Origin of the sequence: Micromonospora sp. URMC 105, assembly GCF_051386295.1 — a bacterium.
GTDB lineage: Bacteria > Actinomycetota > Actinomycetes > Mycobacteriales > Micromonosporaceae > Micromonospora.
In genome coordinates this window covers 48,397-67,946 of sequence record NZ_JBPQTL010000023.1, presented here as the reverse complement: position 1 = coordinate 67,946, position 19,550 = coordinate 48,397, and the positions used below count along the sequence as shown (strand labels likewise).

General features: G+C 74.1%; 25 protein-coding genes. 9 read left to right on the top strand and 16 right to left on the bottom strand.

Features of this window, described 5'->3' with window-relative positions; translation table 11 throughout:
* Positions 1-3 precede the first annotated feature (3 nt).
* The 7 genes from ACSNN7_RS10875 to ACSNN7_RS10845 all read right to left on the bottom strand — a co-directional run bounded on the left by ACSNN7_RS10875 (position 4) and on the right by ACSNN7_RS10845 (position 6,512).
* Positions 4-1,017, bottom strand: coding sequence for an ADP-ribosylglycohydrolase family protein (locus ACSNN7_RS10875; protein ID WP_436680559.1), 1,014 nt, complete (start codon positions 1,015-1,017; stop codon positions 4-6).
* Between the two features lie 34 nt (positions 1,018-1,051).
* Positions 1,052-1,420, bottom strand: coding sequence for a VOC family protein (locus tag ACSNN7_RS10870; RefSeq protein ID WP_436680558.1), 369 nt, complete (start codon positions 1,418-1,420; stop codon positions 1,052-1,054).
* Positions 1,421-1,457: 37 nt separating this feature from the next.
* Positions 1,458-2,462, bottom strand: a complete 1,005-nt coding sequence (locus ACSNN7_RS10865) for a methionine synthase (RefSeq protein WP_436680557.1) — start codon at positions 2,460-2,462, stop codon at positions 1,458-1,460.
* 50 nt (positions 2,463-2,512) lie between these two features.
* The gene (gene mnmA, locus ACSNN7_RS10860) at positions 2,513-3,586 is read right to left on the bottom strand and encodes a tRNA 2-thiouridine(34) synthase MnmA (RefSeq protein ID WP_436680556.1); all 1,074 of its coding nucleotides are present in this window, start codon (positions 3,584-3,586) and stop codon (positions 2,513-2,515) included.
* 150 nt (positions 3,587-3,736) lie between these two features.
* Positions 3,737-4,912 carry a cysteine desulfurase family protein gene (locus ACSNN7_RS10855; protein WP_436680555.1) on the bottom strand — a complete coding sequence of 392 codons (1,176 nt, stop codon included), beginning with the start codon at positions 4,910-4,912 and terminating at the stop codon, positions 3,737-3,739.
* Positions 4,913-5,022: 110 nt separating this feature from the next.
* The gene (locus ACSNN7_RS10850; RefSeq protein WP_436680554.1) at positions 5,023-5,685 is read right to left on the bottom strand and encodes a class F sortase; all 663 of its coding nucleotides are present in this window, start codon (positions 5,683-5,685) and stop codon (positions 5,023-5,025) included.
* Positions 5,682-6,512 (bottom strand): DUF4397 domain-containing protein, encoded by an 831-nt coding sequence (locus ACSNN7_RS10845; protein WP_436680553.1) that lies wholly within the window; start codon positions 6,510-6,512, stop codon positions 5,682-5,684. The genes ACSNN7_RS10850 and ACSNN7_RS10845 overlap by 4 nt, the downstream gene beginning before the upstream one ends.
* Positions 6,513-6,752: 240 nt before the next feature.
* Here ACSNN7_RS10845 and ACSNN7_RS10840 point away from each other — a divergent pair, with 240 nt between their 5' ends.
* Positions 6,753-7,358 carry an RNA polymerase sigma factor gene (locus tag ACSNN7_RS10840; RefSeq protein ID WP_436680552.1) on the top strand — a complete coding sequence of 202 codons (606 nt, stop codon included), beginning with the start codon at positions 6,753-6,755 and terminating at the stop codon, positions 7,356-7,358.
* Positions 7,312-8,079: an anti-sigma factor gene (locus tag ACSNN7_RS10835; RefSeq protein ID WP_436680551.1), complete on the top strand. Its 768-nt coding sequence runs from the start codon at positions 7,312-7,314 to the stop codon at positions 8,077-8,079. The genes ACSNN7_RS10840 and ACSNN7_RS10835 overlap by 47 nt, the downstream gene beginning before the upstream one ends.
* Positions 8,080-8,244: 165 nt before the next feature.
* On the opposite strand, the gene ACSNN7_RS10830 is transcribed toward ACSNN7_RS10835, so the two are convergent.
* Positions 8,245-9,204 (bottom strand): electron transfer flavoprotein subunit alpha/FixB family protein, encoded by a 960-nt coding sequence (locus ACSNN7_RS10830; RefSeq protein WP_334451023.1) that lies wholly within the window; start codon positions 9,202-9,204, stop codon positions 8,245-8,247.
* A gap of 11 nt (positions 9,205-9,215) precedes the next feature.
* Complete coding sequence (locus tag ACSNN7_RS10825) at positions 9,216-9,995, bottom strand: electron transfer flavoprotein subunit beta/FixA family protein (RefSeq protein WP_154943305.1); 780 nt, start codon at positions 9,993-9,995, stop codon at positions 9,216-9,218.
* Between the two features lie 219 nt (positions 9,996-10,214).
* Between ACSNN7_RS10825 and ACSNN7_RS10820 the strand changes: the two genes are divergently transcribed.
* Positions 10,215-10,415, top strand: coding sequence for a hypothetical protein (locus tag ACSNN7_RS10820; protein ID WP_436680550.1), 201 nt, complete (start codon positions 10,215-10,217; stop codon positions 10,413-10,415).
* Position 10,416: 1 nt separating this feature from the next.
* Here ACSNN7_RS10820 and ACSNN7_RS10815 read toward each other — a convergent pair whose 3' ends face one another.
* Complete coding sequence (locus ACSNN7_RS10815; protein ID WP_436680549.1) at positions 10,417-10,824, bottom strand: hypothetical protein; 408 nt, start codon at positions 10,822-10,824, stop codon at positions 10,417-10,419.
* 2 nt (positions 10,825-10,826) lie between these two features.
* Positions 10,827-11,624 carry a GNAT family N-acetyltransferase gene (locus ACSNN7_RS10810; RefSeq protein WP_436680548.1) on the bottom strand — a complete coding sequence of 266 codons (798 nt, stop codon included), beginning with the start codon at positions 11,622-11,624 and terminating at the stop codon, positions 10,827-10,829.
* Between the two features lie 11 nt (positions 11,625-11,635).
* On the opposite strand from ACSNN7_RS10810, the gene ACSNN7_RS10805 reads away from it, so the two are divergent.
* Genes ACSNN7_RS10805 through ACSNN7_RS10795 form a run of 3 tightly spaced genes read left to right on the top strand, consistent with a single transcriptional unit; the run spans position 11,636 to position 12,792 of the window.
* Positions 11,636-12,058: a YidH family protein gene (locus tag ACSNN7_RS10805; protein WP_436680547.1), complete on the top strand. Its 423-nt coding sequence runs from the start codon at positions 11,636-11,638 to the stop codon at positions 12,056-12,058.
* Positions 12,055-12,354, top strand: coding sequence for a DUF202 domain-containing protein (locus ACSNN7_RS10800; RefSeq protein WP_436680545.1), 300 nt, complete (start codon positions 12,055-12,057; stop codon positions 12,352-12,354). Before ACSNN7_RS10805 ends, ACSNN7_RS10800 begins: the two co-directional genes overlap by 4 nt.
* Positions 12,355-12,381: 27 nt before the next feature.
* Positions 12,382-12,792, top strand: coding sequence for a PLDc N-terminal domain-containing protein (locus ACSNN7_RS10795; RefSeq protein WP_436680544.1), 411 nt, complete (start codon positions 12,382-12,384; stop codon positions 12,790-12,792).
* A gap of 85 nt (positions 12,793-12,877) precedes the next feature.
* Here ACSNN7_RS10795 and ACSNN7_RS10790 read toward each other — a convergent pair whose 3' ends face one another.
* The 4 genes from ACSNN7_RS10790 to ACSNN7_RS10775 all read right to left on the bottom strand — a co-directional run bounded on the left by ACSNN7_RS10790 (position 12,878) and on the right by ACSNN7_RS10775 (position 17,319).
* On the bottom strand, positions 12,878-13,690 hold the full coding sequence (locus tag ACSNN7_RS10790; RefSeq protein ID WP_436680543.1) for an ABC transporter permease: 813 nt from the start codon (positions 13,688-13,690) through the stop codon (positions 12,878-12,880).
* Positions 13,687-14,658, bottom strand: a complete 972-nt coding sequence (locus tag ACSNN7_RS10785; protein ID WP_436680542.1) for an ATP-binding cassette domain-containing protein — start codon at positions 14,656-14,658, stop codon at positions 13,687-13,689. The genes ACSNN7_RS10790 and ACSNN7_RS10785 overlap by 4 nt, the downstream gene beginning before the upstream one ends.
* A 151-nt stretch (positions 14,659-14,809) precedes the next feature.
* Entirely contained in the window at positions 14,810-16,432 is a 1,623-nt protein-coding gene (locus tag ACSNN7_RS10780; protein WP_436680541.1) for an acetolactate synthase, read from the bottom strand.
* Between the two features lie 113 nt (positions 16,433-16,545).
* Entirely contained in the window at positions 16,546-17,319 is a 774-nt protein-coding gene (locus ACSNN7_RS10775; RefSeq protein WP_436680540.1) for an enoyl-CoA hydratase-related protein, read from the bottom strand.
* Between the two features lie 97 nt (positions 17,320-17,416).
* On the opposite strand from ACSNN7_RS10775, the gene ACSNN7_RS10770 reads away from it, so the two are divergent.
* Positions 17,417-17,938 (top strand): DUF6232 family protein, encoded by a 522-nt coding sequence (locus ACSNN7_RS10770; RefSeq protein WP_436680539.1) that lies wholly within the window; start codon positions 17,417-17,419, stop codon positions 17,936-17,938.
* On the opposite strand, the gene ACSNN7_RS10765 is transcribed toward ACSNN7_RS10770, so the two are convergent.
* Positions 17,884-18,285 (bottom strand): nuclear transport factor 2 family protein, encoded by a 402-nt coding sequence (locus ACSNN7_RS10765; RefSeq protein ID WP_436680538.1) that lies wholly within the window; start codon positions 18,283-18,285, stop codon positions 17,884-17,886. The two genes, ACSNN7_RS10770 and ACSNN7_RS10765, sit on opposite strands and share 55 nt — an antisense overlap.
* 397 nt (positions 18,286-18,682) lie before the next feature.
* Here ACSNN7_RS10765 and ACSNN7_RS10760 point away from each other — a divergent pair, with 397 nt between their 5' ends.
* Both ACSNN7_RS10760 and ACSNN7_RS10755 read left to right on the top strand, forming a co-directional pair.
* Positions 18,683-19,165 carry a DUF6232 family protein gene (locus tag ACSNN7_RS10760; RefSeq protein WP_436680537.1) on the top strand — a complete coding sequence of 161 codons (483 nt, stop codon included), beginning with the start codon at positions 18,683-18,685 and terminating at the stop codon, positions 19,163-19,165.
* Positions 19,162-19,533 (top strand): hypothetical protein, encoded by a 372-nt coding sequence (locus ACSNN7_RS10755; RefSeq protein ID WP_436680536.1) that lies wholly within the window; start codon positions 19,162-19,164, stop codon positions 19,531-19,533. The genes ACSNN7_RS10760 and ACSNN7_RS10755 overlap by 4 nt, the downstream gene beginning before the upstream one ends.
* Positions 19,534-19,550 lie beyond the last annotated feature (17 nt).

Sequence of the window (19,550 nt, the reverse complement as noted above, 5' to 3'; positions counted from 1 at the left end):
GGGTTAGTCCCAGGGGGTGGCGAGGGTGGTGAGCTGGTCGGTGTACTCGATGCGGGGGGACCAGTCCTGCGGCCAGGCCGGCATGCCGTGGGCGGCGCCGACGAAGGCGCCGGCCAGGGCGGCGATCGAGTCGGAGTCGCCGGCGGTGGTCGCGCCCCGGGCGATCGCGTCGACCGGGTCGTCGGGGTGGCGCAGCGCGCAGAGCAGGGCGGTGGCCAGCGCCTCCTCGGCGATCCACCCCTCGCCGGTGTCCCGGCACGGGTCGCCGCCGTCATCGGGTCGGCCCAGCGCGGCGACCAGCCGGTCCAGCACCTGCCGGCACTCGTCCCAGCCCCGGGCGACGAACTCCTCCGGGGACGTCGCGCCGGGCCGCTGCCACAGGTCGCCGAGCCAGTCGGCGCGGTAGGCCCGCCGCTGCTCCTGCGCCCGCGCGATCAGCAGGTCGGGCAGGTCGGCCAGGGCCGCGCCGTCGCGCAGCAGCCGCACCGCGTACGCGGTCAGCTCGCTGGCCGCCAGGGCGGTCGGGTGACCGTGGGTCAGCCCGGCCTGGAGCTGGGCCAGCCCGGCGAGGGTGTCCAGGTCGACGTCGAGCAGCCCGACCGGGGTGACCCGCATGTTCGCGCCGCACCCCTTCGAGCCGGCCACGGTCGCCTCCTGCCAACGCAGCCCGCGGCCCAGCTCGGCGCAGGCCCGCAGGCAGGTCATCCCTGGGGCGCGGTTGTTGTCCGGACTGACCGCCCACTCGCCGAAGCGCTGGCGCAGCAGCGGCTCGACCACCTCCGGGGTGTACGCGGACGCGTCGTGCAGCGCCCACGCCACGGCCAGGGCCATCTGCGTGTCGTCGGTGACCAGCGCCGGCTCGCCGGCCAGCTCACGAGGGCCGCCCGGGCCGTAGCGACGGGTGATCTCGGCGACGGTCAGGAACTCCGTCGGCTTGCCGAGGGCGTCGCCGAAGGCGAGGCCGAAGAGCAAACCGGAGGCGCGGCGGGGCGAGGAGTCGATCACGCCCGCGATCATGCCGCCCGGCCGCCACCCGCGCCAGGCCCCCGGGTCAGTCCCAGCAGAGGCAGAACGGGTGACCGGACGGGTCGGCGTAGACCCGGAAGCCCTCGCCCTCGCCGGGCAGCCGGCGCGCGCCGAGGGCGAGCGCCGCCTTCTCCGCGGCCTCGATGTCGTCGACGGTCACGTCGAGGTGGAACTGCTGGGGCCGCTCCGGGTCCGGCCAGGCCGGGGGCCGCAGGTCGAGCGCCTGCTGGAAGGCGATCCGCGGCTGGTGCCCGGGCGGGCCGCCGAGCACCACCCAGTCGTCGCCGTCGGAATCGTCCTCCACCAGCGACAGGCCGAGCAGCTCCGCGTAGAAGCCGGCCAGGGCCCGCGGGTCGGGGCAGTCGATCACCACTGAACGCAGCTGTCCAATCATGACGCTCATCCTGCCCAGCGGGTACGACGGAAAACCCTCAGTCCTCGTGCAGCCGGCGGCCGGCGTCGCGGCAGGCGGCCAGCACCGCCCGGGCGTACCCCCCGGTGGCGCCCGCGAGACCGCAGGCCGGGGTGACGACCACCTGCTCGGCGAGGCGCCGGCGCGGGAAGCCGAGGCGGTCCCAGAGCGTGCGTACCCGGTCGGCGACCTCGGCCGAGGTCGGCGCGCGACCGGCGGACGGCGGCAGCGTGGGCGCGGCCCCGGCGAAGAGCCCGAGCCCGGCGTCGATCGCCTCGCCGAGCGGGTCCAGGTCGGTGACCAGGGCGAGGTCCAGCGCGACCCCGACCGCCCCGGCTGAGCGGATCAGCTCCAGCGGCACGTCCGGCGCGCAGCAGTGCACCACGGTGGGCACCCCGGCGGTGTCGACGACGCCGCGCAGCAGCGCGCGGGCCACCTCGGACTCCACCGGCCGGTGGGCGCCGAACCCGCTCTCGGTGGGCACCCGGCCGGCGAGCACCGCCGGCAGGGACGGCTCGTCCAGTTGCAGCAGTACCGACGCCTGGGGCAGCCGGGTGGCCACCGCCTCGACGTGCCGCCGCAGTCCCTCTGCGAGGGAGCCGGCCAGGTCCCGCACCGCGCCGGGGTCGCGCAGCATCCGACCGCCGATCGGCAGCTCCAGCGACGCGGCCAGGGTGAACGGCCCGGCGGCCTGGACCTTCACCGGCCCGGCGTACCCCTCGGCCTGCTCGGCGAGCTGGTCCAGGTCGCGTTCCATGAGGTCCCGGGCCCGGCGCAGGTCCCGGCCGGGGCGCAGCGCGACCCGCCAGCGGGCCGCGTAGAGCTCCACCGGCAGCTCCACCAGCAGACCGCCCGTACGGCCGATCAGGTCGGCGCCGGGGCCGCGCTCGGGCAGTTCGGGCAGGTGAGGCAGGGCGGGCAGCTCGCCGAGGACGACCCGCTGCGCTTCGGCGATGTCGGTGCCGGGCAGCGAACCGATACCGGTTGCCGCCCCCGCGGGCCAGGGCCAAGGCTGATCAGTCACGGCCGAAGGGTAGCCCTTCGGCGGCGCCGGCCGGCGGCGGACGGCAGCGGTCAGTCGGTGATGGTGGCCGAGCCGAGCACCACGTCCCCGGCCGGGTCCGGCCGGTACGCGACGAGCGCCTGCCCGGCGGCCACCCCGCGCACCGGGCGGCGCAGCTCGGCGCGGAGCGTGTCGCCGGCCAGCTCGACGGTGGCGGGGACCACGTCGCCGTGGGCGCGCAGCTGCACCTCGCACTCGACCGGCACGGCCGGCGGCTCGCCGCCGGTCCAGACCGGACGGGTGGCGTGCACCCGGGAGACGTCCAGCGCCTCGGCCGGGCCGACGGTCACGGTGTTGGTCTTCGGCGTGATGGAGAGCACGTAGCGGGGGCGGCCGTCCGGGGCGGGCCGGTCCAGGTGCAGGCCGCGCCGCTGCCCGACGGTGTACGCGTACGCGCCGCTGTGGCTGCCGACCACCGTGCCGGTGAGCGCGTCGACCACGTCGCCGGGGGCCTCGCCGAGCCGGCCGGCGAGGAAGCCGCGGGTGTCGCCGTCGGCGATGAAGCAGATGTCGTGCGAGTCGGGCTTGTCGGCCACCGCCAGCCCGCGCCGGGCCGCCTCCTCGCGGACCTGCGCCTTGGTGGAGTCGCCGAGCGGGAAGAGGGAGCGGTCGAGCTGCTCGCGGGTCAGCACGGCGAGCACGTACGACTGGTCCTTGGCCAGGTCGACGCTGCGGCGCAGCAAGCCGTCCGCGCCGAGCCGGGCGTGGTGGCCGGTGACCACCGCGTCGAAGCCCAGCGCCACCGCCCGGTCCAGCACCGCCGCGAACTTGATCTTCTCGTTGCAGCGCAGGCAGGGGTTCGGGGTGCGGCCGGCCGCGTACTCGGCGACGAAGTCGTCCACCACGTCGGCGTGGAAGCGCTCGGCCATGTCCCACACGTAGAACGGGATGCCGATCACGTCGGCGGCCCGCCGGGCGTCCCGGGAGTCCTCCAGGGTGCAGCAGCCGCGCGCCCCGGTGCGGTAGGTCTGCGGGTTGCGGGCCAGCGCCAGGTGCACCCCGGTCACGTCGTGCCCCGCCTCCACGGCGCGCGCCGCCGCGACAGCGGAGTCCACCCCGCCCGACATCGCCGCCAGAACCCTCACCGTGTCACCTCCCGCACCCCACGACCCTATCCGCCTCCGCACCGCCGTTCCCACCCCCGGCACCCGGCTGCGCCGCCGGTCACCGCCGCCCGCGCACCAGGGCACCGCCGGCGGGACCAACCGGGCGCGACCGCGCCGGCCGGCGGCGGGTCAGCGGGGGGTACGCAGGGCGGCCGCGCGGCGGGCCCGGTCGACGGCTGCCGGGAGGGCGGCGATCAGGGCGTCGACGTCGGCGGGGGTGCTGGTGTGGCCGAGGGTGAAGCGCAGCGAGGAACGGGCCCGGTCGTCGTCGGCGCCCATCGCGATCAGCACGTGCGAGGGCTGGGCCACCCCGGCCGAGCAGGCCGAGCCGGTGGAGCAGGCGATGCCCTGGGCGTCGAGCAGGAGCAGCAGCGCGTCCCCCTCGCAGCCGGGGAAGGAGAAGTGCGCGTTGCCCGGCAACCGGTCGGCCCGGTCACCGTTGAAGATCACCTCGGGCACCGCCTCCCGCACCCGCCGTACCAGGTCGTCGCGGAGCGCAGCCACTCGTACGGCGTACTCCTGCTGGCCCTTCACCGCGGCCTCGACGGCGACCGCGAAGGCCACGATGCCGGCGGTGTCGAGCGTCCCGGAGCGCACGTCGCGCTCCTGGCCGCCGCCGTGCAGCAGCGGGGTGGCCGGCACGTCGCGGGCCAGCAGCAGGGCGCCGACGCCGGTCGGCCCGCCGAGCTTGTGCCCGGTGACGGTGAGCGCCGAGACGCCGCTGGCGGCGAAGTCCACCGGCACCTGACCGACCGCCTGGATCGCGTCGGTGTGGAACGGCACCCCGTGCGCGGCCGCGACCGCGGCCAGCTCGGCCGCCGGCTGGACGGTGCCCACCTCGTTGTTGGCCCACATCGCGGTGACCAGGGCCACCCGGTCGGCGTGCGCGGCCAGCTCGGCGCGGAGCCGCTCCGGGTCCAGCCGGCCGGCCGCGTCCACCGGCAGCCAGTCCACCTCGGCGCGCTCGTGCTCGGCCAGCCAGTCCACCGCGTCGAGCACCGCGTGGTGCTCCACCGCGCTGGAGACCACGCGGACCCGGCCCGGGTCGGCGGCGCGGCGGGCCCAGAAGATCCCCTTGACCGCCAGGTTGTCGCTCTCCGTGCCGCCACCGGTGAAGACGACCTCGGAGGGGCGGGCGCCCAGCGCGGCGGCGACCCGCTCCCGCGACTCCTCGACCCGCCGCCGGGCACGCCGGCCCGCCGCGTGCAGCGACGACGCGTTGCCGACCTCACGGGCGGTGGCGACGTACGCCTCCAACGCCTCGTCGAGCATCGGGGTCGTCGCCGCGTGATCCAGGTATGCCATCACGGTTCAGCCTAACGGCCCAGAGCCGACCCGCCGGACGCCGGACCACCGGCCCTGCGGGCCCGGCGTCGGGGCGGGGAGGGCGCCCTCCCCGCCCCGACGGTCACCGCTCAGGCCGGTACGGCGGTGACGACGATGTTGTCCCGGTAGTGCCGGGTCTTCGGGTCGAACGGGCCCCCGCAGGTGATCAGCGTCAGCCGCGGCTTGCCGTCCCGGGCGAAGTACCGCTCCAGCGGGATCTTCGTCTTGGCGTACTCCTCGCGGGCGACCACCCGGTACGCCCGCTGCTCGCCGTCGGCGCCGGTGACGGTGAGGGTGTCGTCGCGGTCCAGCTCGCGCAGCCGGAAGAACGCCCCCTTGCCCTGCTCGGCGCTGTCCACGTGCCCGGCGATCACCACCGAGCCGGCCTCGGCCTCCAGGCCGGGACCGTAGCGGTACCAGCCGATCTGGTCGACGCTCGGCGGCACCTCGAACTCGTTGGTGCGCCGGTTGATGCCGACCGGGTTGACGGTGGCCGTGACGCCGATCGCCGAAATGCTCAGCTTCACCGGCGGGACGCTCTCCCCGCCGGCGGGCAGCTCGCCCGAGGTGACCGGGACCGACGAGCCGCCGGCGGTGGCCGACGGGGCCGGGGTGGCACTGGCCAGGGCCGCGGCGTCGTCGGAGCCGACGTCCTCGGCCGGCTGTGACCCGCACGCGACCAGGGTCGCGACGGTGAGCGCGGCGACGCCGGCGGCCATGGCCGCCAGCGCCCCGCGGTTGCGCACCGTCACTTGCGACCGGTCCGGGTGGTGGCCACCCGCGCCCCGCCGCCGACCAGCAGCAGCGCGCCGGCGCCGGCCAGCACGTACCACCAGGTGTCCACGCCGGTACCGGCCTGGCCGCCGGAGCCGCTGGGCACGCCGCCCGGCGCGGAGTGCAGCCCGGTGATGGTCTGGGCGACCAGGTCGAGGTTCTTGGCCTCGGCCGAGCCGATCGCGTAGACGATCGTGGCGGTGCCCTCCTTGAGGTTCAGGTCCGCCGGGCCGATCGCCACGGTCTCGGTGCCGGCGAGCACCACGTCCGCCTTGACGGTGCCGGCGTCGACGTCACCCTTGGCCTCGTTCGGGTTGGTCAGGCCCTCGAAGACCGGCGTGCCGCCGGCCCGCACGTCGACGGCCGGGGCGGCCGCGGTGTGCCGGACGATCAGCCGGGCCTTGCCCGCGTCCACCTTGGAGGTGTCGTTGGCGAACGGGGTGATCTTCGGCTTGCCGGCCTCGTCGAGGTGCGCGGCGAGGCTGAGGTTCGCCCCGCCCGGGACCTCGGCGTCGTCGACGGTGAGGATCGCCTTGTCGATCGCCTCACCCGGCTTGGTCAGGGCGATGTCGTACGCGCCCTCGGGCAGGCTCAGCGGGCCGGCGACGTCGCCCGGCTTGAAGTTGTCCAGCGTCTTCTCGCCGTTGACGTACACGTCGACCGGGGTGTCCGGGATCCCGTGCACGACGGAGACCTTGGACGAGGCGGCGTAGGCGGGGCTGATGGTGACGGCGCCGACGCCGGCGAACGTCAGCGCGGCGACCGCGCCACCCGCGGCGACCCGACGGAAGATCGAGAGCTGCATTGTCTGCCTCCTGGTGATTGGTGCTGATTCGTCAGGCCTGGCTTGCAGAACGGGTTACGCCGCGGTTCTCACCGCCGGATGCAGTCGGCGCGGATTTCTTTTTCCTGGCCCGGACCGCATCCGGGAGCACCCCCGGCGACGAAGAGCAGATGAGAGGACTCGGGACAGCGGAGGCGGGAGAGTGGGGCGATGGCTGTGGGAGCTACAGTCGGGCATGCCCCACGGAAGGCGAGCCGCCCGGTGACGGCGGTAGGACAGGAGCCGGACCCCCCACCCCAGGACGACCTGGCGGACCGGTTCCGCGCGGGCGACGAGACCGCGCTGCGGGAGGCGTACGACCGGTACGGCCGGGCGGTGCTCCACCTGGCCACCAGCACGCTGGCCAACCGCAGCGACGCGGAGGACGTCACCCAGGCCACCTTCGTGGCGGCCTGGCTCGGACGGGAGACCTTCGACCCGGCCAAGGGCTCGCTGATCGGCTGGCTGCTCGGCATCGGGCGGCGCAAGGTGATCGACCGGCTGCGGGCGTCCGCCCGGGAGACCCGGGTGGTGGAGACGGTGCGGCAACTGCCCGAACCGGCCGCCACCGGCCCCGACCCGGATTCGGTGGTCGACCGGCTGGTGGTCGCCGACGAGCTGGCCCGGCTCCCGGACGACCAGCGGCGCATGCTGGAGTTGGCCTTCTACGACGACCTGACACACCAGCAGATATCGACGGTGACCGGAGTGCCGCTGGGCACCGTCAAGAGTCACATCCGACGCGGCATGGCGAGCTTGAAACGCAGATGGGAGGTGGACGGTGCAGCACCTGGCCCACGACCGGCTGGTCTTTCTGGCGCTCGGTGAGAGCGAGGCGGACAACGGCGAGACCGACCACCTCGGCACCTGCGCCACCTGCCGGGGCGAGATGGAGGCCCTCCAGCACGTCGCCGGCCTCGGCGCCGACACCCAGGGCCTGCGCGACCTGCCCGACCCGCCCGAGCACGTCTGGCAGGGCATCGTCGCGGAGATCGGGGCTGCGCAGGCGCTGCCCTCGCTGACCGAGGCGCGCCGACGGACGCCGTCCGAGGCGGTCGACGCCCCGGTGCGGGCGGGCCGCGACCGCGCCGGCCGGCGCCGGAGCTGGCCGCGCTGGGCGACGACCCTGGTGACGGCCACCGCCGCCGCCGTCCTCGGCGTGGTCGGCACGCTCGCCGTGCTCGACGGCACCGACCAGGACCCGGCGCCGCAACCGGCCGTCCTGGCCAGCGGCTCGCTGGCCGCGTACGGGACGACGCCGAAGGACGCCAACGGCGACGCCCGGATCTTCACCGACGGCCGACTGCACCTGCACGTGGCGAATCTCCCGGACGTTCCGGGGTATTACGAGGTCTGGCTGATCAACCCGACCAACATGAGGATGTTCTCGATCGGTGTGCTGCGCGACTCGTCAGGAGACGCGCTGCTCCCACTACCACCTAATGTCGATCTTCAGGCATACTCGGTTGTCGACGTCTCCGCCGAGCAGTACGACAACAAGCCCGCCCACTCCGGCGACAGCCTGCTGAGGGGCACCTTGACGGGCTGATCGGCGGGCCGGCTCAGCTCCCCGGCCCGCCGATCAGCTCCCTTCCCGCCGCGACGGCGAACGGGAGCAGATACAGCGAAAGAGTGGCCATCCTTCGCGGAATGGCCACTCTTTCGCTGTATCTGCGTCACGTCGGGCCCGGCGTGACGGCGCCCGACGCGGGCGTCACTTCCGCTTGCGGATCTCCTCGGCGGCCTGCGGGACGACCTTGAACAGGTCGCCCACCACGCCGAAGTCGGCCAGCTCGAAGATCGGGGCCTCGCCGTCCTTGTTCACGGCGACGATCGTCTTCGAGGTCTGCATGCCGGCCCGGTGCTGGATCGCGCCGGAGATGCCCAGCGCGACGTAGAGCTGCGGGGAGACCGTCTTGCCGGTCTGGCCCACCTGGAACTGGTGGGGGTAGTAGCCGGAGTCGACCGCCGCGCGGGACGCGCCGACGGCGCCGCCGAGCAGGTCGGCCAGCTCCTCGACCAGCTTGAAGTTGTCGGCGTTGCCGACACCGCGACCGCCGGAGACCACGATCCCGGCCTCGGTCAGCTCGGGGCGGGAGCCCTTCTGCTCGGCGACCCGGTCCACGACCTTGGCCAGCTTGTCGGTGTCGGTGACCGCCACCGTGAGCTGCTCGACGGCCGGGGTGGCCGGCGCCGGGGTCGGGTTGACCGAGTTCGGCCGGACGGTGACCAGCGGCAGGCCCTTGGTGACCTTGGACTTGACGATGGTGGAGCCGGCGAAGGCGACCTGGGTCGCGGTGCCGTCGGCGTCGAGGCCGACCACGTCGGTCAGGATGCCGTTGTCCAGCTTGACGGCGAGGCGGGCGGCGATCTCCTTGCCCTCCTGCGCGGAGGCGAGCAGCACGGCGGCCGGCTGCACCCGCGTGACCAGCTCGGCCAGCACGGTGGCCTTCGGGGCCACCAGGTAGCCGTCGATCTCCTCGCTCTCGGCGGCGTAGATCTTCTCCGCGCCGTACTCGCCCAGCTTGGCGCTCAGCGCCTCGGCAGCGCCGGCGCCGCCGAGCACCACCGCGCTCGGGGTGCCCAGCTCGCGGGCGAGGGTGAGCATCTCCAGGGTGACCTTCTTGACGCCGAATTCCCGGGTGGCTTCGACGACGACGAGAACCTCAGACATGTCCAGACCTCTCACACGAACTTCTCGGTGGCGAGGAACTCGACCAGCTTGACGCCGCCCTCGCCCTCGTCGGTGATCTTCGCGCCGCCGGAACGCGGCGGGCGCTTGGTGTGCTCCAGCACGGCGCTGGTCGCGCCGTCGAAGCCCACCTCGGTCGGGGCGACGCCGAGGTCACCCAGGGAGAGCGTCTGCACCGGCTTCTTCTTGGCGGCCATGATGCCCTTGAAGGACGGGTAGCGCGGCTCGTTGATGGTGTCCCAGACGGAGACCACGGCCGGGGTCGAGGCGGTGACCACCTCGTAGCCCTCCTCGGTCTGCCGCTCGACGGTCAGGGTGGCGCCGTCCACGGTGAGCTTGCGGGCGCCGGTCAGCGCCGCGACGCCCAGCCGCTCGGCGATCATGTGGGGCATCACCTGGACCCGGCCGTCGGTGGACTCGGCGCCGCAGATGACCAGGTCGGCGTTGAGCTGACCGAGGGCGGCGGCGAGCACCTTCGAGGTGGCCACGGCGCAGGACCCGTGCAGGGCGTCGTCCACCACGTGCACGGCCTTGTCCGGGCCCATGGAGAGCGCCTTGCGGATCGACTCGGTCGCCCGGTCCGGACCCATGGTCAGGATGGTGACCTCGCCGCCGTGCGCCTCCTTGATCTTCAACGCCTCCTCGATGGCGTACTCGTCCATCTCGTTGATGACGTTGTTCGCCGAACCGCGGTCGACGGTGTTGTCGTCAGGACGCAGGTTGCGGTCCGCGCCCGAATCGGGCACCTGCTTGACGAGTACGACGATGTTCATCGCGTTTCGACGACCCTCCTGTTGGTGTGGCGATCGCTCGCCCGGTCACGGGCGCAGCCTTGCGCGTCCGTTGACGCCCGGTCAACCGCGGGCGCTTGTGCAGTTGCCCACGGCGCAATGTTACCTGCCAGTAGCTTCCGCTTCCCGGGGCACTCAGAGTGACACAGCTCACCGGAGCGCCGGGCCCGACTAAACTCACGAACCAGGAGGTGTCGCGACATGTCGGGACAGGATGCGGGGCGCCCAGTCGAGGCGGCACCCGTCGGCGCATCGGAGCGCTGCGGGCGCGCGCCGTCGTCCGAGGCGTACCGGTGCGCCTGCGGCCGGGTCCGCGACGTCTGCGTCCGCGACACCGTGCACACCGTCTGGGCCGTGCCCGGCGGCGACCCGGGCGGCGGGCCGCCCCCGGTGAGCGGGTAGGTCACGCCGGCTCGGCGAGGGCTCCCCTGATCCGTTCGATCACGGCCGCCTCGGCCGGGGCCATCCCCCGGTGCACCCGGGCCACCCGGTCGGCGGCCGCCAGCACCACGTCCCGGTAGACGGCCAGGTCCTCCGGCGCCTTCTCGCGCAGGATGTCGACCGCCCGGCCGAGCGCGGGCAGCACCACCGACTCGACCTCCAGCGCGTTGTCCCGCGGCAGCCGGGGCAGCGGGCCGGTGGTGAGGGCCTCCTTCACCACCCCGCTGGCGCCGTTGAGCGCCCCGGACGCGGCGATGCTCTCCCGGATCATCGCGAACATGCCCGGGTCGGCGTTCGACACCAGGAAGACCGCCCCGAAGGCGCCGGTCTTGAGGGTGAGCCGCTCGTCGTCCGTCAGCCGCTGCTCCATTATCACGGAGTGTAGACGTACGGGGTGGTGGTGGTGACCGGTACGAAACCGAGCCGCTCCAGGATGGGCCGGCTGTCCTCCGAGGCGTCCACCTGCAGCAACGCCTTGCCCCGCTGGTCGGCCAGGCGCGCCCGGTACGCCACCAGCGCCCGGTAGATGCCCCGGTGCCGCCACTGTTGCAGCGTCGAGCCGCCCCACAGGCTGGCGAACCCGGTGTTGGCCAGGTAGCGGACCCAGCCGGCGCTGACCACCGTGCCGTCCGCCTCGGCCACCACCACGGTGATCGACTGCGGGTCGGCGGCGATCTCCTTCGCCAGCCCGGTCACCAGGTGGCTGCGGTCGGCCTGCCAGACCTCCTGCTCCATGGCGGCGATCCGGGCCAGGTCCTCGACGGAGCTGACCTCGCGCAGGCGTACCCCCTCGGGCAGGACCGGCACGGCGGCGGCGAGCGGCGCGACCGGCCCGATCAGGACGGTCTCCCGGTCCTCCGGCACGAAGCCGGCGGCCCGCAGCCGGTCGGGCAGGTCGGCGGGCTCGTCGTGGGCGTTCAGCTTCCACTCCACCGACTCGCCCCGCTGCCGGAACAGCTCGACCTGCCGGGCGATCAGCGCGTCCAGCTCCGCGCCGGTCAGCCCGTCCAGCGTCCGGTAGGTGAGGAACCCGCCGTGGTCGAGGCCGAGGATGCGGACCAGCGGGCCGTCCCGCTCGACGGTCACCCCGGCCGGCACCGGGTCCGGGATCTCCGGGCGGATCTGGCTGTCGTACGCGGCGCGCAGCGCGCCCGGCTCAAGATCGGTCATCCGTCCAGGCTATGCCCGGGACAAAGCGGATAATCGGCCCCGTGTGGCAGGCGATCAGGCGGTGGTTCGACCCGTCGGAGCTCAGGTCGGTCGGTACCGCCCCCGACTACCGCTTCTCCCTGGCCACCGAACGCACCTTCCTGGCCTGGCTGCGGACCGGGCTGGCGCTGATCGCGGGCGGGCTGGCCGCCGCCCAGTTCCTGCCGCCGCTGCCCGTGCGGCACCTGCGCGAGGCGATCGCGGTCGGGCTGCTGCTGCTCGGCGGCGCCGTGGCCGTGCGGGCGGTGGACCGCTGGGCGCGTACCGAGCGGGCCATCCGGCTCGGCGAGGAGCTGCCGGTCTCCCGGTTCCCCGCCGTGCTCGCCCTCGTCGTCGGGCTGGGCGCACTGCTGCTGGTGGCCGCGGTGCTGGCCCGGGCGGTCGGCGTCCGGTGACCGGCGACCCCGGTCTGCAACCGGAGCGCACGCGGCTGGCCTGGCGGCGCACCGCCCTCGCGCTCACCGTGGTGGCCCTGCTGGCGGTCCGGCTCGCCCTCGGCGGGGACGCGGCCGGCGCGCTGCTCGCCGCCGCCGTGGTGCTGGTCTGGGCCGGGGCGCTGGTGGCCTGCTGGGGCCGGGCCGCGGGCACCGGGCCGATCCCGGTCGGCTCGCGCGCCCTGCCCTCGGTCGCCCTGGCCTCCGTCGGGCTGGCGCTGCTGGCCGTGCCGCTGGTGCTGCGCGGGATGTGGTGACGGGCCGCGGTGCGCCATCATGGGGGCATGGCCCGGTTGTCCCTCCTGCTCTTCGCGATCCAGATCGTCCTCGCCGTCTGTGCGCTGATCAGTTGCCTCTCCGCCGACGAGGGGAACATCCGCGCGCTGCCCCGCCTCGCGTGGGTGCTGATCATCCTGTTCTTCCCGCTGGTCGGCTCGATCGCGTGGTTCCTCGCCGGCCGCAAGGCCACCCCGGTCCGGCCCGGCCCGGCGGGCCCCGCCCCCACGGGACGGGACCGACGCCGACCGGTCGCCCCCGACGACGACCCGGAGTTCCTCGAGTCCATCGCCGAGCGCTCCCGCCGGGACGACGAGGAGCTCTTCCGCCGCTGGGAGGACGACCTGCGCCGCCGCGAGGACGACCTGCGCCACCGGGAGGGCGACCCGCCGCGCGAGGAGGACCGCCCCGAGGTCTAGGGCCGCGGAGTCGTCCCGCCAGGCCGGGAGCGCGCGAGGCGCTGCGTACGCACCCGGCCCCCCGGCGGCACGCCGACGATCCGGGTCACACCCGGCGCTTGAGCGCGCGCAGGGACAGCGGTGCGAAGAGCACCGCGATGCCGGCGCCCCAGAGCAGGGTCTGCAGGGTCGGGCCGGCGACCGGGCCGCTGACCAGCAGCCCCCGGAGCGCGTCGGCGACGATGGTGACGGGGTTGATCTCGACCCAGTTCTGCAACCAGCCGGGCATCCGGTCGGTCGGCACGAAGATGTTGCTGGTGAAGGTGAGCGGGAAGATCACCATGAAGCCGAAGATCTGCACCTTCTCCGGCTCGCTGACCAGCACCCCGACCAGCACCGAGATCCACGACGCGGCCAGGGTGAACGCGAGCAGCAGGGCGAACGCGGCCAGCACGCCGAGCAGTCCGTTGCCGACCCGGAAGCCGAGGATCATCCCGACACCGAGCAGCAGCGCGATCGACCAGGCCTGCTTGACCGTGTCGGCGAGGATCCGGCCGGCCAGCGGCGCCCAGCGAGCGATCGGCAGCGCCCGGAGCCGGTCGAAGACCCCCTTGGTCAGGTCGTTGTTCAACCCGAACCCGGTGGTCATGGTGGCGAAGAGGGCGTTCTGCACCATGATGCCGGGCAGCATGAAGGTCAGGTACTCGCCGGAGGAACCGGCGATGGCGGTGCCGAAGACGTAGGTGAAGAGCAGCACGAACATCACCGGCTGGATGCTCAGGTCGAGCAGCTCCATCGGGTTGTGCTTGATCTGCACCAGGCTGCGCCAGGCCAGCGTGAGGGTGTGCCGCAGACCGGCGCCGACGCCCAACCGGCGAGCCGGGACGAGCGGGGTCGCGGGCGCGGTGATCGCGGTCATGCCGGGGTCCCTTCGAGTACGTCGGTGGCGGCGTCCTGCTCCGCCCGGTGGCCGGTGAGGGAGAGGAAGACCTCGTCGAGGCTGGACCCGCGCAGGGCCAGCTCGGCCACCGGCACCTCGGCGGCGTCGAGGCGCCGGACCACCGTGGGCAGCACGCCCGGGTCGTTCACCGGCACGGTGACGGTGTTCTGCGCGACCTCCGGGGTCGCCCGGGCCACTTCGCCGGCGATGGCCCGCACGGTGGGCAGGTCGGCCGGGTCGACCGGCCGCACGGTGAGCACCTGCCCACCGGTCTTCGCCTTCAGCTCCTCCGGGGTGCCCTGGGCGATGACCCGGCCGTGGTCGACCACCGCGATCTGGCCGGCGAGCTGGTCGGCCTCCTCCAGGTACTGCGTGGTGAGCAGCACGGTCACCCCGTCGGACACCAGGGTGCGGACGATGTCCCACAGCTCGTTGCGGCTGCGCGGGTCGAGCCCGGTGGTCGGCTCGTCGAGGAAGAGCACCTGCGGCCGCCCGACCAGGCTCGCCGCCAGGTCCAGCCGGCGGCGCATGCCACCGGAGAAGGTCTTGGCGGGCCGGCCGGCGGCGTCGGTGAGCTGGAAGTCGGCGAGCAGCTGGGCGGCACGGGCCCGCGCCTCGGCCCGGCCGAGCCCGAGCAGCCGGCCGATGAGCAGCAGGTTCTCGGTGCCGGTGAGGGTCTCGTCGACCGAGGCGTACTGACCGGTGAGGCCGATCAGCTGGCGTACCTGGTGGGCGTCGCGGCGCACGTCGTACCCGCCGACGGTGGCGTGCCCCTCGTCGGCGGCGAGCAGGGTGGCGAGCACCCGTACCGCGGTGGTCTTTCCGGCGCCGTTGGGGCCGAGCAACCCGAAGACCGTCCCCGTGGGAACCTCCAGGTCGACCCCGGCGAGGGCGGTGGTGGCGCCGAAGCGGCGCACCAGCCCCTCGGCGCGGATCGCGTGTGTCATCAGAACTCCGATCGTTATCGCTGGTCGCCCAACGATGCGCGAGGGGTCTGACGTTACGGCGACGGCCGCCCACATTCCGCTGATTTAGCTGCCGACAGAAACGCGACCGCCGACGCCGGTCACCCCGGCGGCGGCGGTCGCGGCGTCCTGGTCAGGCCAGGTTCGACGAGCGGGGGTACGCGTCAGCGGGGTCGGTCAGCACGTTGACCAGGTACGGCACCCCGGCGTCGAAGGCGCGGGACAGGGCCGGGCCGAGGTCGGCGGCCTTGGCCACCGTCTCACCGGCCCCGCCGAGCGCCTCGACCACCTTGTCGTAGCGCAGCTCCGGCTGCAGGTCGGCGGCGACGTCGTAGCCGTACATGGCCCGCATCGGGTGCTTCTCCAGACCCCAGATGCCGTTGTTGCCGACCACGATCACCACCGGCAGCTGCTGGCGGACCAGGGACTCCACGTCCATCAGCGAGAAGCCGGCGGCGCCGTCGCCCATCAGCACGCAGATCTGCCGGTCCGGGTGGCTGACCCGGGCCCCCATCGCGTAGCCCATGCCGGTGCCGAGGCACCCGTACGGGCCGGGGTCGAGCCAGGTGCCGGGCTGCGCCGGCTCCAGGTAGCGGCCGGCGTACGAGACGAAGTCGCCACCGTCGCCGATGGTGATCGCGTCGGGGGCGAGCACCCGGCGCAACTCGCCGTAGACCCGGGCCGGCCGGATCGGGTCGGTGTCGGCGGCCATCTCCTCGGCGTCGCGGGCCTTCGCGGCGTCCTCGGCGGTACGCAGCTGCGCGACCCAGTCGGCGTGGTCGACCCGGTCACCGGTCTGCCCGGCCAGCGCGGAGAGGATCAGCCGCAGGTCGCCGGCGGGGCCGGCGGCGGGCTGGACGTGGGTGGCCCGCTGGCTCGGGGCGTCGACGATGTGCACCACGGCCGCGTCGCCGAAGTCACCGAAGCTGAGCCGGAAGTCCAGCGGGGTGCCGATGACGACGACCACGTCGGCGCCCTTCAGGGCGACCCGGCGGGCCTTGGCGAAGGCGAGCGGGTGCTCCGGCGGCAGCGCCCCGCGCCCCATGCCGTTGGTGAAGACCGGCACCCCGAGCGCCTCGGCGGCCTCGCGGAGGGCGGCCACGGCGTCCCCGGCGTACACGTCGGAGCCGGCGATGAAGACGGGGCGCTGCGCGCCCGCGATCAGCCGGCCGGCGCGGGCCACCTCGTCCGGGTCCGGCTCGACCGGCGCGACGGCGACCGGCGCGGGCAGCTCGGCGTCGCCGACGCTGAAGACCGCCTCCAGCGGGAAGTCCAGGAAGGCCGGGCCCCGGTGCGGGGTGAGCGCGCTGGTCAGGGCGGCGGTGACGGCGCGCGGGATGTCGTCGACGCTGAACACCGTCTCGGCGTGCTTGGTGACCGGGGCGACCAGCGGCAGGTGGTCCATCTCCTGCAGGCTGCCCGAGCCCCAGCGGAACTGCGGTGCCCGCCCGCCCAGCACCAGCACCGGGGAGGCGTTGAAGAACGCGCTGGTCAACCCGGAGACGCCGTTGGTGACGCCGGGGCCGGCGGTGAGCACCGCCAGGCCGGGGCGGCGGTTCAGCTTGGCCACCGCCTCGGCGGCGAAGACGGCCGACTGCTCGTGCCGGACGTCGTAGATCGGGAACCCGTGCTTGTGCGCCGCGTCGTAGAGCGGGAAGACGTGCCCGCCGGAGAGGGTGAACATCTCCCGTACGCCGTTGGCGCGCAGCGCCGCCAGCGCCAGCTCCCCGCCGTGACCCTCGACCCGTTCCGACATCGCCGCTCCCCTCGTCACAGATGCGGTGTCACACGCTACTGGCCGGTACGGAGGATGTGAACAGTCTTCGCGTGACCGGCGACCCGGACGGGCCGCCGGTTTCGCGCGCGGCCTCAGCGGCCGGTGAAGTCCGGCTTGCGCTTCGCCACGAAGGCGGCCATGCCCTCGCGCCGGTCGTCGGTGGCGAAAAGCGCCGCGAAGAGCTGGCTCTCCCACGCCAGGCCGGAGTTGAGGTCCATGTCCAGGCCGCCGTCGACGGCGAGCTTCGCCGCGCGCAGCGCCTGCACCGGGCCGGTCAGGTACGGCGTCACCAGCTCGACGGCCGCCTCGTAGACCTGCCCGGCCGGGACGACCCGGTCGGCCAGGCCGATCCGCAGCGCCTCCTGGGCGTCCACCATCCGGCCCGACATGATCAGGTCCTTGGCGCGGGCCGGGCCGACCAGGCGGGCCAGCCGCTGGGTGCCGCCGGCGCCGGGGATGATGCCCAGCTTGATCTCCGGCTGGCCGAGCTTGGCGTCCTCGGCCACCACCCGCCAGTCGCAGGCCAGGGCCAGCTCGCAGCCACCGCCGAGGGCGTACCCGGTGATCGCGGCGACCACCGGCTTGGGGATCCGGGCGATCGCGCCGAGCGCGCTGGACAGGTCCGCGGCCCGCTCCGCCATGTCCACGTAGGACATGTCGGCCATCTCCTTGATGTCCGCGCCGGCCGCGAAGACCTTCTCCCCGCCGTACACGATGACGGCGCGGACGCTCGCGTCGGCGGTGGCCGCCGTGGCGGCGGCGCGCAACTCCTCCTGCACCTGGGTGTTGAGCGCGTTCATCGGCGGCCGCTCCAGCCGGATGGTGCCGATGCCGTCCCTGGTCTCCAGCCGCACGAACTCGCTCACGCTGCCCTCACTTCCTCGTCGAAGTAGCGTGCCAACCTTAACGGCGCGATCGTTGGGGTACGTAGGCTGGTGTCAGCCCCGCCACCGGGAGTACGCCATGATCACGTACTACGACGACAGATCGGTGCAGGTCACCTCCACCGCGATCCGGGTGGACGGGCGGACCTTCCCGCTCACCGAGATCGACATGGTCTGGCACCACCGGGGCAGCCGCTCGTGGCGGGTGCTCGCCGGGCGCGGCGCCCTCGGCGCGGCCCTGGCCGGTCCGCTGGTCGCCGCGGTGCTGGGCGTGGCGCTGGCCGTCTGGCTGCACCGCTCGCCGACCGTCACGATCGCCATCGTGGGCGTCTCGGTGCTGGTCGGGCTCGCCGTCGGCCCGCTCGCCGACTTCCTCTTCGAGCACCTCGACCGGTCGTACGCCCGGGGCAGCCGGCAGCTGGAGATGTGGGCCCGCTGGCGGGGCCGGCCGGTGCTGCTGCTGAGCATGGGTGACGCGCTGCGCTTCGGGCAGGTCTACCGGGCGGTGCAGCGGGCGATGGAGATCAACCGGCCCGCCCCCGCCCGTCAGAACTCGATCGGACCGTCGGGCAGCATCTCCAGGCCGCGCAGCAGGCCGTAGAGGTCCTGCTCGCCCCAGAACTGGACGATCCGGCCGCCGGCCAGCCGGTACATCTTGCAGGCGCTCTGCACCGCCGTGGCGCCGGTGGCGTCCCGCCGGTACGTCTGCGCCAGCGACACCACCACCCGGTCCCCGGCCGCGAAGAGCTCCCGGATCTCCTGGTCGAGCACGGTCAGCCCCGGCGCGGCCACCGCCTGCTCGACGAAGTGCCGGCCCCGGACCGCCCGGCCCGATCCGTAGATCTCCACGTCCTCGGCGACCACCGCGCGCAGCTCGGCCAGGTCCTTGCTGACGAAGGTCCCCAGGTAGCGGCGGACGATCTCGACGTTGCGCTCGCGGTCGGCCATGCGCCCGCACGCTACGCCGCCCCGGCCTGATGGCGGAATCTGCGGCGGTGGCAGGTGGTAGCCGGACGCTGTGGACCTGATGTCGTAGACGACTCAGCCGCAGCGACGCCCTCCACTCCAGACCGTGGACCGTCCCCGAGCCCCGCCCCCATTCCCCCGGTGCGACCCGCCCGGGCCACCGGTGGAACCACACGGCTGTCACCGACGCCATGTGACAGCCATGGCGTTCCACTCGTCGACGTCGACCATTCGCAGGACGCTTAGTCGTTGACGACATCAGATTCACAGCGTCCAGCACCCACCCCGGACCTGGGCGGCGCGGCGCGCGGATCGGAGGGCCGACCGGCCGCCGGAACGACGAGGACGGGTGCTGTCCACGGATGGTTAGGGTCTAGTGATGACCCTCTATTACCGGGACGACAGTGTCCAGGTGACCTCGGAGTCGATCCGGGCCGGTGGGCACGCGATCCGGATCGCCGACGTGACGTACGTCTGGCACGCGCGGGGGGCGACGACGCTGGCCGTCCGGGGCCGGGTGCTGGGCCGGGGCGTACTCGTGCTGCTGCTGTCCCTGCCGCCGCTGGTGGCGCTGGTCTGCGTGGTCTCGCTGGCCTGGTCGGCGCAGGACCGGGGGAACTGGAAGCTGGCCCTGGTCATCCTGGCCGGTTGCGCGGTCGGCGCGCTGGCCCTGACCCCGTTCCTGGAGCTGCCGCTGAGCTGGCTGGACCGCTCCTACGAGCGCGGCAACCGGGTGCACGAGCTGTGGGTGCAGCACCACGGGCAGGAGGTGATGTTGGTGCGCACCCCGGACGCGCTACGGTTCGGCCAGATCTACCGGGCCGTCCAGCGCGCCGTCGAGCACCAGGGAGAGCACCGATGACCACCCATCGCGGCGAGGCCGCCGCCCTGGCCGGTCTGCTGGCCACCGCCGGCGTCACGCACTTCCTCAGGCCCCGCTTCTACGACGCGATCGTGCCGCGCGCGCTGCCCGGGCCGGCCCGCCTCTGGACGTACGCCAGCGGGGTCGCGGAGCTGGCGGTGGCGGCGGCGGTCGCGCACCCGGCGACCCGTCGGCGCGGCGGGCTGGCCGCTGCCGCGCTCTTCGCCGCGGTGCTGCCGGCCAACGTGCAGATGGCCGCGGACTGGCGGGACCAGGGTCCGGCCCGGCGGGCGGTCGCCTACGGCCGGCTGCCGATGCAGGCGCCGCTGATCTGGTGGGCGCTGCGGGTGGCCCGTAGCCGACCATAACCCGCTGTTATTGACGA

Excerpts from the sequence above, each read along its gene's own strand:
- ACSNN7_RS10875 (WP_436680559.1), bottom strand. The coding sequence starts at position 1,017 with ATGATCGCGGGCGTGATCGACTCCTCGCCCCGCCGCGCCTCCGGTTTG.
- ACSNN7_RS10870 (WP_436680558.1), bottom strand. The coding sequence starts at position 1,420 with ATGATTGGACAGCTGCGTTCAGTGGTGATCGACTGCCCCGACCCGCGG.
- ACSNN7_RS10855 (WP_436680555.1), bottom strand. The coding sequence starts at position 4,912 with ATGGCATACCTGGATCACGCGGCGACGACCCCGATGCTCGACGAGGCG.
- ACSNN7_RS10845 (WP_436680553.1), bottom strand. The coding sequence starts at position 6,512 with ATGCAGCTCTCGATCTTCCGTCGGGTCGCCGCGGGTGGCGCGGTCGCC.
- ACSNN7_RS10830 (WP_334451023.1), bottom strand. The coding sequence starts at position 9,204 with ATGTCTGAGGTTCTCGTCGTCGTCGAAGCCACCCGGGAATTCGGCGTC.
- ACSNN7_RS10825 (WP_154943305.1), bottom strand. The coding sequence starts at position 9,995 with ATGAACATCGTCGTACTCGTCAAGCAGGTGCCCGATTCGGGCGCGGAC.
- ACSNN7_RS10820 (WP_436680550.1), top strand. The coding sequence starts at position 10,215 with ATGTCGGGACAGGATGCGGGGCGCCCAGTCGAGGCGGCACCCGTCGGC.
- ACSNN7_RS10815 (WP_436680549.1), bottom strand. The coding sequence starts at position 10,824 with ATGGAGCAGCGGCTGACGGACGACGAGCGGCTCACCCTCAAGACCGGC.
- ACSNN7_RS10810 (WP_436680548.1), bottom strand. The coding sequence starts at position 11,624 with ATGACCGATCTTGAGCCGGGCGCGCTGCGCGCCGCGTACGACAGCCAG.
- ACSNN7_RS10805 (WP_436680547.1), top strand. The coding sequence starts at position 11,636 with ATGCCCGGGACAAAGCGGATAATCGGCCCCGTGTGGCAGGCGATCAGG.
- ACSNN7_RS10795 (WP_436680544.1), top strand. The coding sequence starts at position 12,382 with ATGGCCCGGTTGTCCCTCCTGCTCTTCGCGATCCAGATCGTCCTCGCC.
- ACSNN7_RS10790 (WP_436680543.1), bottom strand. The coding sequence starts at position 13,690 with ATGACCGCGATCACCGCGCCCGCGACCCCGCTCGTCCCGGCTCGCCGG.
- ACSNN7_RS10785 (WP_436680542.1), bottom strand. The coding sequence starts at position 14,658 with ATGACACACGCGATCCGCGCCGAGGGGCTGGTGCGCCGCTTCGGCGCC.
- ACSNN7_RS10780 (WP_436680541.1), bottom strand. The coding sequence starts at position 16,432 with ATGTCGGAACGGGTCGAGGGTCACGGCGGGGAGCTGGCGCTGGCGGCG.
- ACSNN7_RS10770 (WP_436680539.1), top strand. The coding sequence starts at position 17,417 with ATGATCACGTACTACGACGACAGATCGGTGCAGGTCACCTCCACCGCG.
- ACSNN7_RS10765 (WP_436680538.1), bottom strand. The coding sequence starts at position 18,285 with ATGGCCGACCGCGAGCGCAACGTCGAGATCGTCCGCCGCTACCTGGGG.
- ACSNN7_RS10760 (WP_436680537.1), top strand. The coding sequence starts at position 18,683 with ATGACCCTCTATTACCGGGACGACAGTGTCCAGGTGACCTCGGAGTCG.
- ACSNN7_RS10755 (WP_436680536.1), top strand. The coding sequence starts at position 19,162 with ATGACCACCCATCGCGGCGAGGCCGCCGCCCTGGCCGGTCTGCTGGCC.